The 12,082-nt window shown below is 71.0% G+C and carries 12 protein-coding genes and 1 tRNA gene; 7 read left to right on the plus strand and 6 right to left on the minus strand.

Features of this window, described 5'->3' with window-relative positions; translation table 11 throughout:
- Nucleotides 1-241: 241 nt before the first annotated feature.
- The 5 genes from AC27IY_RS36350 to AC27IY_RS36370 form a co-directional block, all read right to left on the minus strand.
- A complete protein-coding gene (locus tag AC27IY_RS36350) occupies nt 242-1,015 on the minus strand; it encodes a maleylpyruvate isomerase family mycothiol-dependent enzyme (RefSeq protein WP_487180812.1) in 774 nt (257 codons plus the stop codon).
- Nucleotides 1,016-1,025: 10 nt separating this feature from the next.
- The gene (locus tag AC27IY_RS36355) at nt 1,026-2,531 is read right to left on the minus strand and encodes an alpha/beta hydrolase (RefSeq protein WP_423450945.1); all 1,506 of its coding nucleotides are present in this window, start codon (nt 2,529-2,531) and stop codon (nt 1,026-1,028) included.
- 173 nt (nt 2,532-2,704) lie between these two features.
- Nucleotides 2,705-5,452: a pyruvate dehydrogenase (acetyl-transferring), homodimeric type gene (gene aceE, locus AC27IY_RS36360; RefSeq protein WP_344212646.1), complete on the minus strand. Its 2,748-nt coding sequence runs from the start codon at nt 5,450-5,452 to the stop codon at nt 2,705-2,707.
- Between the two features lie 357 nt (nt 5,453-5,809).
- Nucleotides 5,810-6,466, minus strand: a complete 657-nt coding sequence (locus AC27IY_RS36365) for a response regulator (RefSeq protein WP_364443939.1) — start codon at nt 6,464-6,466, stop codon at nt 5,810-5,812.
- Nucleotides 6,463-7,983, minus strand: a complete 1,521-nt coding sequence (locus tag AC27IY_RS36370; protein WP_423478586.1) for a HAMP domain-containing sensor histidine kinase — start codon at nt 7,981-7,983, stop codon at nt 6,463-6,465. The genes AC27IY_RS36365 and AC27IY_RS36370 overlap by 4 nt, the downstream gene beginning before the upstream one ends.
- A 119-nt stretch (nt 7,984-8,102) precedes the next feature.
- Here AC27IY_RS36370 and AC27IY_RS36375 point away from each other — a divergent pair, with 119 nt between their 5' ends.
- From AC27IY_RS36375 to AC27IY_RS36405, 7 genes are all read left to right on the plus strand, one after another.
- Nucleotides 8,103-8,285, plus strand: coding sequence for a DUF1918 domain-containing protein (locus AC27IY_RS36375; protein WP_449946354.1), 183 nt, complete (start codon nt 8,103-8,105; stop codon nt 8,283-8,285).
- Between the two features lie 9 nt (nt 8,286-8,294).
- Nucleotides 8,295-8,702: a secondary thiamine-phosphate synthase enzyme YjbQ gene (locus AC27IY_RS36380; RefSeq protein ID WP_344212639.1), complete on the plus strand. Its 408-nt coding sequence runs from the start codon at nt 8,295-8,297 to the stop codon at nt 8,700-8,702.
- A 117-nt stretch (nt 8,703-8,819) separates the two neighbouring features.
- Nucleotides 8,820-9,248, plus strand: a complete 429-nt coding sequence (locus AC27IY_RS36385; protein WP_329573581.1) for a DUF3052 domain-containing protein — start codon at nt 8,820-8,822, stop codon at nt 9,246-9,248.
- 58 nt (nt 9,249-9,306) lie between these two features.
- Entirely contained in the window at nt 9,307-9,771 is a 465-nt protein-coding gene (locus AC27IY_RS36390; RefSeq protein WP_344212636.1) for a peroxiredoxin, read from the plus strand.
- 68 nt (nt 9,772-9,839) lie between these two features.
- A complete protein-coding gene (locus AC27IY_RS36395) occupies nt 9,840-10,160 on the plus strand; it encodes a hypothetical protein (RefSeq protein ID WP_423450942.1) in 321 nt (106 codons plus the stop codon).
- Between the two features lie 55 nt (nt 10,161-10,215).
- Nucleotides 10,216-11,184 (plus strand): ROK family protein, encoded by a 969-nt coding sequence (locus AC27IY_RS36400; protein ID WP_371251954.1) that lies wholly within the window; start codon nt 10,216-10,218, stop codon nt 11,182-11,184.
- 17 nt (nt 11,185-11,201) lie between these two features.
- A tRNA-Val gene (locus tag AC27IY_RS36405) sits at nt 11,202-11,276 on the plus strand.
- Nucleotides 11,277-11,419: 143 nt separating this feature from the next.
- On the opposite strand, the gene AC27IY_RS36410 is transcribed toward AC27IY_RS36405, so the two are convergent.
- Nucleotides 11,420-12,076, minus strand: a complete 657-nt coding sequence (locus AC27IY_RS36410; protein WP_487180814.1) for a response regulator — start codon at nt 12,074-12,076, stop codon at nt 11,420-11,422.
- Nucleotides 12,077-12,082 lie beyond the last annotated feature (6 nt).

A 12,082-nucleotide genomic window follows, 5' to 3' on the forward strand; every position in this document is an offset into this window, starting at 1 on the left:
ACCCGTGCGCGGGCCGGGGGAAGCACCTTCCCCGCCGATCCCGGCCGCCACGGGGCCGCGCGCGCCCGCCCTACCCCTCAGGGCTCACGACGAGGGGTTCGCGGGCGGCGCGGAGTCACCCCGCGCCCTGGACACGCCGCCGATCGCCGAGCGGCGGCGCGTCCAGGGCCCTGACCCGGCCATGTCGGCCCTGACCCGGCTGCTGGGGGCCAGAAGGGCCCCGGCGGCGAGCCGGGCGGGGTCAGAAGGCTGCGGTGGCGAGCCAGCGGGTCAGGAGGGCGTGGTCACCGTGGACCGTGAGCGCGTCCGGTGAGCGGCGGCCGTAGAGCAGCAGGAACAGGTCCGCGGCCGGGCCGCGGACGCCGACGTCGCCCTTGGCGTGGCCGCGCGTCCACTCGATGCGCCCGCCGGGGCCCTGCGTGATCGTCCACTCGCCCCGGACGCCCCCGGGGACGGGTGCGGCGTCGGAGGGGTCGGTGGCGTGGAGGTGGATCGTGGCCCCCTCCACGCCGAGCTCAGCCAGCCGCCGGGTGACCCACACCGCGGACGGCAGGTTGTGCAGGAACTCCTCGATGCCGTCCGCGGCGGTCGCCGGCGGGACCACCGGGTCGACGCCGAGCGCGAGCTCGGCGTCGGCCCGGTGCACGACCAGCTCGTACGCCATCCGCCGCGGCCACCAGGCCGCCCGCCGGTCCGGGCCCCAGGTCCAGACCGGCGTGTCCGGGTCGGTCTCGCGCAGCGTACGCACCAGCTCGGCCGCGCCGGCCCGCAGCCACCCGGCGTCCCCGCTGCGCCCCTCGGGCAGCCCGCTCGGCACCTGGCGTGACCAGATGCGCTCCTGCACCCGGTCGCGCAGCACGTGCGCCGCCCAGCGGTGCGTCTGGCCGACATGCGTGACCAGCTCGGCCATCGTCCACCCCGGGCAGGAGGGCACGGGCGCGGACAGGTCACCGGCGAGCTCCGTGAGCTTCGCCAGGCGTTCGGTCTCCTGCTCGATCAGCGGCTCGTAGTTCACCCGCACCAGACTAGGCCGCCGGGCAGGTGGCGCCCTTCTGCGGCACTTTGCCGTTGATGAGGTAGCTGTCGACGAGCGCCCGGACGCACTTGCTGCCCGACAGGTAGGCGCCGTGCCCCTCGCCCTCGTACGTCACCAGCGTCGCGGTCTTGAGCTGGGCCGTCAGCTTGGGCGCCCACTCGTACGGCGTGGCAGGGTCGCCCTTGCCGCCGACCACCACGATCGGCGCCGAGCCGGTCGCGTCCACGTGCCGCGCCTGGTCGCTGCCCTTGACCGGCCACACCCGGCACAGCCCGCCGGAGCCCTCGCTGCCGAACAGCGGCGAGATCTGCAGCGCCTGCTGCTCGGTGCGCCGCAGGTCGGCCTCGCTCGGCCGTTCGGCGGTGTCCACGCAGGTGATGGCGGGGAAGCTGGTCATCTGCGTCGAGTAGCTGCCGTCCGTGGACCGCCCGGTGTAGGTGTCGGCCAGGTAGAGCAGCGCCTCGCCGTGGCCCTGGAGCGCCTCGCCGAGCGCCTGCTCCAGGAACGGCCAGGTCAGCTCGGAGTACAGCGCGGCCGCCACGCCCGTCGAGGCGAGCCCCTGGGTGAGCTCGCGGTCCCTGACCTTGATGGGCTTGGCGGTCAGCTCGTTCATGAGGTTCTCGACGTTGGTGTTGGCCGTCGCGACGTCCTTGCCGACGGCGCACGAGCCGTCCTTCACGCACGCCTTCAGGAAGCTGTCGTAGGCGTGCTGGAAGCCGCGCGTCTGGGCGACGGTGCGCTGCTCGAAGGTGATCGTCGGGTCGAGCGGCGCGTCCAGGACCATGCGGCCCACGTTCTTGGGGAACAGGGTGGCGTAGACGGCGCCGAGCTGGGTGCCGTACGACATGCCGACGTAGTTGAGCTTCGGGTCGCCGACGGCGGCGCGGATGCGGTCCATGTCGCGGGCGGCGTTCACGGTGCCGACGTAGGGCAGGATCTTGCCGGAGTTCTTCTGGCACAGCGCGGCGAACTGCTTGTTCATCTGCTCGCCCTCGCGGTGCGTCTGATCGTTGGGCGGCAGCGTGTCGAGGGCGGTGAACCGGTCCATCTCGGCGCCGTTGCCGCACCGTACGCCGGAGCTGCGCTCGACCCCGCGCGGGTCGAAGCTGACCAGGTCGTAGCGGGTGCGCAGCGGGGCGAGCGCCTTGCCCGCCTGGTCCAGCGTGTCCACCCCGGAGGCTCCAGGGCCGCCGAAGTTGAACACCATCGAGCCGAGCCGCTGCCCGGTGGCCGGCATCTTGATCAGCGCCAGCTGGATCTTCTCGCCGTCCGGTTTGTCGTAGTCGAGCGGCACCGCGAGCTTGCCGCACCGCACCGAGCTGTCCTGACGGGCCGGCGGCTCGCCGTCAGGGCGCTTGATGTCGGTGCACGGGCCCCATTCGACCTGGTCGGCGCTGCTCTGAAGCCCTGGGACGGACTGTGCGGCGGGCTCGGCCGGAACGGCGGAACAACCGGCCGCCCCGACGAGCAGGGCGACGGCTAGGACACCTCGCATGGCACAAACTTCCCCTCGTCTACTCGGGGGAAGGGTGCCCACAATACGCGACCTCGCACCAAACGTGGGTGAGGCGGCCCGTACCCCTCCTAACGTGCCGCCTCACCCGTCCGTCCCCCGAACACGGGGACGCTCCCGCGAGGACATTCGCGGGAGCGTCCCTGATGGATGTGTCAGACGCCCATCGACTGGGTGTCGTTGCTCTCCGCGCCGCCGGCCTCGGTGACGCCGTTCTTGAGGTGGTAGCGGGCGATGGCCTCGCGCAGCACCTCGCCGTCGAGCTCCTTGCGGCGTACGAGCTGGGTCAGCACCGCCAGCGTGATCGAGGCCGCGTCCACGTGGAAGTGGCGGCGCAGCGCCGAGCGCGTGTCGGACAGGCCGAACCCGTCGGTGCCCAGCGAGGACCAGTCACCCGGCACCCACTGCGCGATCTGGTCCTGGACGGCCTTCATGTAGTCGCTGACGCCCACGAACGGCCCCTGGGCGCCGGACAGCGCCTGGGTGACGTAGGGGACGCGCTGCTCGGCCTCCGGGTTGAGCAGGTTGTGCTCCTCGCAGGCCAGCGCCTCGCGGCGCAGCTCCGACCAGGACGTGGCCGACCACACGTCGGCCGAGACGCCCCAGTCCTCGGCGAGCAGGCGCTGCGCCTCCATCGCCCACGGGCCCGCCACGCCCGAGCACAGGATGTTGGCCTTCGGGCCCTGCGTCTGCGGCCCGTCGGCGAACTTGTAGAGGCCCTTGAGCAGGCCCTGCACGTCGAGGTTAGCCGGCTCGGCGGGCTGCAGGTAGGGCTCGTTGTAGACGGTCAGGTAGTAGAAGACGTCCTCCGGCTGGTCGCCGTACATGCGACGCAGGCCGTCCTTGACGATGTGGGCCACCTCGAACGCCCAGGACGGGTCGTAGGAGATCGCGGCCGGGTTGGTGGAGGCGATGAGCGGCGTGTGGCCGTCCTCGTGCTGCAGGCCCTCACCGTTGAGCGTGGTGCGGCCGGCCGTGGCGCCCAGCAGGAAGCCGCGCGTCATCTGGTCGGCCATCTGCCACATCTGGTCGCCGGTCCGCTGCCAGCCGAACATCGAGTAGAAGATGTAGATCGGGATCATGTGCTCGCCGTGCGTGGCGTAGGAGGTGCCGGCGGCGATCGCCGAGGCCATCGAGCCCGACTCGCTGATGCCCTCGTGCAGGATCTGGCCCTGCACGGCCTCCTTGTACGACAGCAGCAGCTCCCTGTCGACGGCCTCGTACGTCTGGCCGTGCGGCGAGTAGATCTTCGCCGACGGGAACATGGCGTCCATGCCGAACGTGCGCGCCTCGTCGGGGATGATCGGCACGAACCGGTGGCCGATCTCCTTGTCGCGCATGAGGTCCTTGAGCAGCCGGACGAAGGCCATGGTGGTGGCCACCTGCTGCTTGCCCGAGCCCTTGCCGAAGGACTTGTAGACCTCGTCGCCCGGCAGCTTGATCGGCTTGGCGCGCTGGACCCGCTTGGGCAGCACGCCGCCGAGCGCCGCCCGGCGCTCCTTCATGTACTGGATCTCTTCGTCGTTCTCGCCCGGGTGGAAGTAGGGCGGCAGGTCGCCTTCCAGCGCGGAGTCGGGGATCGGCAGGTAGAGCCGGTCCCTGAACTCCTTGAGCTCGGCCTTGGTGAGCTTCTTCATCTGGTGCGTGGCGTTGCGCGCCTCGAAGTCCTTGCCGAGGGTCCAGCCCTTGATGGTCTGGGCGAGGATCACGGTCGGCTGGCCGACGTGCTCGCGGGCCGCCTTGAAGGCCGCGTAGACCTTGCGGTAGTCGTGGCCGCCGCGCGACAGCTTGCGGATGTCGTCGTCGGACAGGTGCTCGACCATCTTGCGCAGGCGCGGGTCGGAGCCGAAGAAGTTGTCGCGGATGTAGGCGCCCGACTCGACCGAGTAGGTCTGGAACTGTCCGTCGGGCGTGGTGTTCATCTGGTTGACCAGCACGCCGTCGACGTCGGCGGCGAGCAGCGGGTCCCAGTCGCGGCCCCAGACGACCTTGATGACGTTCCAGCCGGCGCCGCGGAAGTAGGACTCCAGCTCCTGGATGATCTTGCCGTTGCCGCGTACGGGGCCGTCGAGCCGCTGCAGGTTGCAGTTGATGACGAACGTGAGGTTGTCCAGCTCCTCGCGGGCGGCCACGCCGATGGCGCCGAGCGACTCGGGCTCGTCCATCTCGCCGTCACCGAGGAAGGCCCACACGTGGCTGCGGCTGGTGTCCTTGATCTGGCGGTTGAGCAGGTAGCGGTTGAACCGCGCCTGGTAGATCGCGCCGATCGGGCCGAGACCCATGGAGACGGTCGGGAACTCCCAGAAGTCGGGCATGAGCCGCGGGTGCGGGTAGGAGGGCAGCCCGTGGAAACCGTGCGAGAGCTCCTGGCGGAACGCGTCGAGCTGCGCCTCGTTGAGCCGGCCCTCCAGGTAGGCGCGGGCGTAGATGCCCGGCGCGGCGTGGCCCTGGAAGAAGACCTGGTCGCCCGACTCGCCGTGGTCCTTGCCGCGGAAGAAGTGGTTGAAGCCCACCTCGTAGAGCGAGGCGGCGGAGGCGTAGGTCGCGATGTGACCGCCGACGTTGGTGCGGGCGTTGGCCCGGGACACCATGACCGCCGCGTTCCAGCGGATGTAGGCGCGGATGCGGCGCTCGACGTGCTCGTCACCCGGGAACCAGGGCTCGCGCTCCGGCGGGATGGTGTTGATGTAGTCGGTGCTCCGCAGGCCCGGCACGCCGACCTGGTGCTCGCGGGCCCGCTCCAGCATGCGCAGCATCAGGTAGCGGGCTCTGGTGCGGCCTTCGGTCTTGACGACGTTGTCGAGAGACTCGAGCCACTCGTTGGTCTCACTGGGGTCGACATCAGGCAGCTGGCTGGGTAGGCCGTCGCTGATGATCGAGAATCGCTGGCGTCCGGAAGCCACTGGGTCTCGCCTTCCGAGAATGACTGATGTCTGGTCTGGTCGTCTTCCATCCTGGTCTCTAGCCGTAGAAAACGCATCTCTACTGGCCGGTAACCAGCGTGTCCCTGCTGGCAGGGACCTCTCCGATGGCCTAGACCACCGATGGTAGGACGATTCGCAGTCAAAGGTTACATCCCAGGAGCATTTTAACAAGACAGCAAAATGAACGAAATTTCGCTCGCGTGTCCCGGTCCTGCTCCACGGGGCCCTGCCCGCCGCGCCCGCCCTTCCCTCAGAGGACAGGGCCGTCACCGGGCGGCCGGCCGAGTCTAGCGGTCACGCCTCCCGCAGGCCGCCGCCGGGCTCCCCGCCGGGCCGTCAAAGAGCCTCGTCGAGCGGCACGAGCCCCTGCTGGAGGGCGTAAATGGCGGCCTGGGTGCGGTCCGACACGCCGAGCTTGGCGAGGATGCTGCTGACATGCGACTTGACTGTCTCCCTTCCCATGCGGAGGTCGCGGGCGATCTCGGCGTTCGAGCGGCCGCGGGCCAGCGCGGCCAGCACGTCCCGCTCCCTCGGCGTGAGCGTGTCGAGCGGGCGGGGACGCTCGGCGCGCCGCACCTGGCGGACCAGCAGCGCCGCGATGCCCGGCTCCAGCACGCTGCCGCCGCGCGCCGCCGCCCGGACCGCCTCGACGACCCGGTCCACCGCGCTCGTCTTCGACAAATACGACAGCGCGCCGAGCCGTACCGCCTCCACCACCCGGTCCTCCTCCTGGAAGGACGTCAGCACGATGACCGCGGGCGCCGGGCCGTCGCCGGCCTCCCTGAGGGCCTCCAGCGCCCGCAGTCCGTCCATGCCGGGCATGACGAGGTCGAGGAGCATCACGTCCGGCCGCAGGGCGCGTACGGCCCGCAGGGCGGCCTCGCCGTCGCCCGCCTCGCCCACGACCTCGATCCCGTCCTCCTGGTCCAGGACGAAGCGCAGGCCCTGCCTGACCACCTCGTGGTCGTCCACGATCAGCACCCGGACGCTCACGCGTGGCTCACCGCCCCGGCTATCGTCGCCGTCACCGTCGTCCCGTCGCCGTCGCTGCGGACGTCGAGACGGCCGCCGAGCTCCGTCACCCGCTCGCGCATCAGCGTCAGCCCCATCCCGTGCCGCCCGGCCACGTCCGCCGGGTCGAAGCCCGAGCCGTCGTCCGACACCGAGACGGTGACCGCGCCGTCCGCCCCCCGGCCCAGCCGCACCTCCACCCGGGAGGGGGCGGCGTGCTTGACCGCGTTGCCGAGCGCCTCCTGGACCAGCCGCAGCACCGCGTGCTCGGCCGCCGCCTCCAGCGCGACCTCCTCCAGCACCGCCTCGACCCGTACGCCGAGCCTGGTCTCGTACGCCCGGCACAGCTCCTCCAGGGCGGGCACCAGCCCGGCGTCCTCCAGCGCCACCGGCCGCAGCTCCAGCAGCAGCGCCTGCATCTCGCGCATCGCGCGGGCGGAGGTCCGCTCCATCGCCTCCGCCTGACCGCGCAGCCCCTCGGGAGCGGCCCTGCGCATGCCCGCGGCCAGCAGGCTCAGCGAGAACAGGTCCTGGGAGATGGAGTCGTGCAGCTCCCGCGCGATCCTGCCGCGCTCGGCCTGCCTGGCCTCGGTGCGCGCGGTGAGGCTGGCCGACTCGACCGCCGCGCCGAGCCGGTCGGTCATGACGTTGAACGACTGCTCCAGCGTGCTCACCTCGTCCGAGCCAGAGACCTCGACCCGGGGCCGGAAGTCGCCCGCCGCGACCGCCGTCGTGACCGCGGCCAGCCGGCGCAGGCGGCCGATCAGCCGCCGGGTGCTCAGCAGCCCGAACACCAGCCCCACCGGCAGCACCAGGCCCAGCACCAGCAGCGTCGGGACGATCATGGGCGTGAGGCTCGGCACGGACGCGACCTCGGCGTCGGCGGGGGCCTGGACGTGCACGTACCCGATCACCTCGAACCCGTGCGGCCCCACCGGCTCCTTGCGCAGGACGGGGCTGACGTGCCAGACCGCCCGCCCCGTCACGGTGCGGCCGCCGCCCGCGTTCTCCCGGCCGAGCGGCGGCAGCGGCACGTCCAGCGTGGCGCCGAGGCGGTGGATGCCGGGGGCGCTGGCCGCCAGGATCACGCCGTTCACGTCGACGACGGTCTCCAGCATGGCGAGGCCCGGCTCGGCGTGCGGCCGGGCGCCGCCCGCGACCGTACGTCCCCCGGCCGCCGCCACGGCCGCCCGCAGCAGCTCGCGGCCGTCCGCGCCGGCTCTTCTCATGGGCTCGCCCGGGACGTCCGGAATATCGGGAAGATCGGGAACGGCGATCTCCCCGCGGACGGGGGCGGGGCCGCTCAGCCGCGTGACCTCCAGGCCGATCGCCTGCGCGTCGCTCGACGCCTGCTCCCGCAGCACCTCCGCGAGGTCGGAGGCGTTGGCCTGCGGGATCAGGAACGTCGCCGCGATCACGGCCTCGACCAGGAACACGGCGGTGGTCGTGACCAGCACGTACGAGGCCGCCATCCGCCCGCGCAGCCCGGAACCCCACACCTTTCGCAGCGTAACGTCCGGGTCAGGCCCGGGTCCTCCCCCAGGAGAGGGAGGTAAAAATCGTTCGTTCTAGGGAAATGGTCTTTTCGTCCGGCTTTCCGGGGCCCAGTGTGGGAGGTATGAAGGCAACGGCAGGAGACCGTCTCCTGGCCCACGCCGACGGCGTGGAGGAAAAGGACAGGAGCGGCGTCATCAGGGAGGTCCAGGGCTCGTACGGAGAGCCGCACCGCGTGGCGCGCTCCGGCGACGGGCACGGCGGGCCGGTGTTCGCCGGCCCTGATGCCGTCGATGTGCCTACGTAAGATCAGTCCGTGAGATCAGAAATCATCTCTGTGGCCACAGGTTCGCGAGAGACCGTGCACGACATCACCGGCCAGTGCGCCGAATTCGTACGCGGTCAGGGCGAAGACGGCCTGTTGCACATATTCGTGCCGCACGCCACCGCGGGGGTCGCCCTGCTGGAGCTGGGCTCCGGCAGCGACGACGACCTGCTCGCGGCGCTGCGGGAGCTGCTGCCGGCCGACGACCGATGGCGTCATCGGCACGGCTCACGCGGTCACGGCAGGTCGCACGTCATGCCCGCGCTGATTCCGCCGTACGCGACCGTACCGGTGCTCGGCGGGCAGTTGGCGCTCGGCACGTGGCAGTCCATCGCCGTCGTGGACCTGAACGTCGACAACGCGCAACGCCAGGTTCGCCTGTCGTTTTTGTCGCATTGAATCTGGCCGAGTACGGCCGTACCCGTGGCGACCGTTGACGACTGAGGGTCACAGCGTGTGGACTGTCCCGAAGCGATAAACCGCATAAGCGGGGCCACTCAAGCAGGAGGGATAAACGTGAGCGCGACCGCGGGTCAGGCGCAGGGCGAGCGCGGCCTGGCCGAACGACTCGGCCTCAAGCCGGGTCAGGTGGTGCAGGAGATCGGCTGGGACGAGGACGTCGACGACGATCTTCGCGACTCCATCGAGAACCTGACCGGCACCGAGCTGCTGGACGAGGAAAGCGACGAGGTCGTGGACGTGGTGCTGCTGTGGTGGCGCGACGGCGACGGCGATCTGTTCGACACGCTGACCAACGCCATGCGTGCACTCGCCGAGGGCGGCCAGATCTGGCTGCTCACCCCTAAGTCCGGACGCGAGGGCCATGTGGAGCCGAGCGACATCGGAGAGGACGCCGCCACCGCGGGCCTGTCGCAGACCAGCAGCATCTCGGCGGCACCCGACTGGTCAGGCACCCGGCTCGTGACGCCCAAGGGCCGGAGGTAAGGACCCGCAGAGAGCTTCGACCACCCAGGGAGTCACGGCGTCCGCCATGCGGCAGGATATGGGCGTGAACGCACATCCTGTCGAGGTCGGCGCCCCGGCTCCGGACTTCGAGCTGCAGGACCAGCACGGCGCTCCGGTGCGCCTGTCCCGGCTCAGGGGCCGCAAGGTCGTGCTGGTCTTCTATCCGCTTGCCTTCAGCGGCATCTGCGGCAGCGAGCTGGACGCGCTGCGCGACACGGCGTTCGGCGACGACGTACGGGTGCTGACGGTCTCGGTCGACTCCGTCTTCACCCTCCGCGCCTGGGCGGATCGCGAGGGTTATCCCTTCTCGCTGCTCTCCGATTTCTGGCCACACGGACAGGTCGCGCAGGCGTACGGTGTGTTCGACGATGCGAAGGGGCTCGCACGCAGGGGCACCTTCATCATCGACGGCGAGGGCGTGATCCGCTGGTCGGTGATCAACCCGATCTCCGCCGCGCGCGACGTCGCCGACTACGTCAAGGCGCTCGCCGACATCCACTGACCCTGACCCTGACCCTGACATCGACACCGACACTGATCCCGACCCCGGCACTCACTTCGGAGGCAACGATGCCCTGCTACCGCTGCGGGGCCCGGCAGACGGACCCGGTCCGCGGCTCCAGCCCGTGGCAGCGCGGGGTGCGCGCGGAGTCCCAGGTGCTGATCTGCCCGGACTGTCAACGCCTGCACGACCTCGACCTGGACCACTGCGGCACCTGCCGGTCCACGGCGCTCATCTGCCGGCTCGGCGAGGTGGAGTGCCGGTCCTGCGGAGCCGTCTGGATGGCCCGCTCCGGCAGCACGCCGGGCCGGCCGCCCGCGATGGAGACGCCGCCGGGGCTGTCGGCGGAGGTGGAGGCCGCGCTCAACCGCGTGCTCGGCCGCGCCTGACCTCCCGCCGGGGGGCTTCACCGCCGTTGGATGAGCTGCGCTATCGTCTCCTACCGTGTCCGCATTGAGTAGTACGTCGAGTAGCTCGTCGTTCGTCGTCGCGCTCGACGTGGGTGGCACGTCCATGAAGGGCGGCCTGGTCAGCGACTCCGGCAAGGTGCTGCTGAGCGAGCGGCGCCCCACCCCGCGCACCGAGGGCGGGGACGCGGTCGTGGCCGCCATCTCCGACTTCATCGGCCACCTCGCCGCCGCGGGCGACGGGGAGCCGGCCGGCGTGGGCCTCGCCGTGCCCGGCCTGGTCACCGAGCACGCCGCTGTCTACGCGACCAACCTCGGCTGGCGGGACGTCCCCGCCTCGGCGTTCACCACGCTGGACATCCCGGTCATGCTGGGCCACGACGTCCGTACGGGCGGCCTCGCCGAGAGCGTGCTCGGCGCCGGCCGCGACGTGGCCGACTTCCTCTTCCTCCCCATCGGCACCGGCATCGCCGGCGCCACCGTCATCCGCGGGGAGCCGTACGGCGGCTCCTCCGGCTGGGCCGGCGAGATCGGCCACACCCCGGTCTTCCCTGACGGCGAACAGTGCGCCTGCGGCCAGTTCGGCTGCCTGGAGACGTACGCCTCGGCCGCTTCCGTGGGCCGCCGCTACAGCCAGCGGGCCGGCCTCGAAGGCGTCAGGGCCGAACAGGTCGTCACCTCCGACGACCCGATCGCCATCGAGATCTGGGACGAGGCCGTGGAGGCGCTGTCGCTCGCCCTGGCCACGTACACGCTGCTGCTGGACCCCTCGGCCATCGTCCTGGGAGGCGGCCTCGCCGAGGCCGGCCCGGCCCTGTTCGACCCCGTACGCACGCGCCTGCTCAAGCGCCTGGCCTTCCGCGACGCCCCGCCCCTGATCCCGGCCGCGCTGGGCGTCGACGCCGGCATGCTCGGCGCCGCCCTCCTGGGCTGGCGCGCCGCGGGTCGGCCGGAGCTGGGGCCCGGGTGGGACGTGGATGTGCGGTCGGGCCCCTTGGTGTCGTAAGGTGTAGTGCCGATCAGGGGCGGTTAGCTCAGCGGTAGAGCACTCGCCTTACAAGCGAGGGGTCACTGGTTCGAACCCAGTACCGCCCACCAGCAGAAAGAGTCCCGTTTCCCATCAGGGAAACGGGACTCGTGTCATTGACGTGCCATCAGTGAACGCAACCGATCTTGCTTCCGTCATGTGCCCGAGCAGTGGGGATCTTGCTCGTCCGGCTCCGGAAAGGCGATTGCCGGTTTCAGCGGTCGTCGTCGGCGAAGCCTGTGCGGTAGGCGAAGACCACGGCTTGGACGCGGTCGCGTAGGTCCAGTTTGGTGAGGATCCGGGAGACGTAGGTTCGGACGGTCTCGAAGCTGATTACCAGTTCTGCGGCTATCTCGGCGTTGGAAAGGCCACGGGCGATCAGCCGCAGTACCTCGCGTTCGCGGGGAGCCAGGACGGCCAGCGGATCCTCGTCGGGGGTGGGGGCGGCCGGGCGGAGGCGGTCGGCGAAGCGACCTATCAGGGTACGGGTCACGGTGGGGGACAGCAGGGACTCTCCGCGGGCGACGGTGCGGACGCCGTTCACCAGGTCCAGGAGAGGGGCGTCCTTCAGGAGGAAGCCGCTGGCTCCGGCACGCAGCGCCTCGTAGACGTACTTGTCCACGTTGAACGTGGTCACGACCAGTACCTTCGGCGGCGCCACGACACCGGGGCCGGCGATGCGCCTCGTCACCTCGATGCCGTCCATCAGCGGCATGTGGATGTCCATGACCACCACGTCGGGCTTCAGGCTGGTGACCGCCTCGACCGCGGCCAGGCCGTCGGCGGCCACGCCGACCACCGCCATGTCCGGCTGCGCGTCGAACGCCGTCACGTAACCGGCGCGGACGATCTCCTGGTCCTCGCAGATCATGACCCG

It is taken from the genome of Nonomuraea sp. B208 (assembly GCF_057536035.1).

Coding starts and splice junctions, on each gene's coding strand:
- AC27IY_RS36355 (WP_423450945.1), bottom strand. CDS start 2,531: ATGCGAGGTGTCCTAGCCGTCGCCCTGCTCGTCGGGGCGGCCGGTTGT.
- AC27IY_RS36375 (WP_449946354.1), top strand. CDS start 8,103: ATGAAGGCAACGGCAGGAGACCGTCTCCTGGCCCACGCCGACGGCGTG.
- AC27IY_RS36390 (WP_344212636.1), top strand. CDS start 9,307: ATGGGCGTGAACGCACATCCTGTCGAGGTCGGCGCCCCGGCTCCGGAC.
- AC27IY_RS36395 (WP_423450942.1), top strand. CDS start 9,840: ATGCCCTGCTACCGCTGCGGGGCCCGGCAGACGGACCCGGTCCGCGGC.
- AC27IY_RS36410 (WP_487180814.1), bottom strand. CDS start 12,076: ATGATCTGCGAGGACCAGGAGATCGTCCGCGCCGGTTACGTGACGGCG.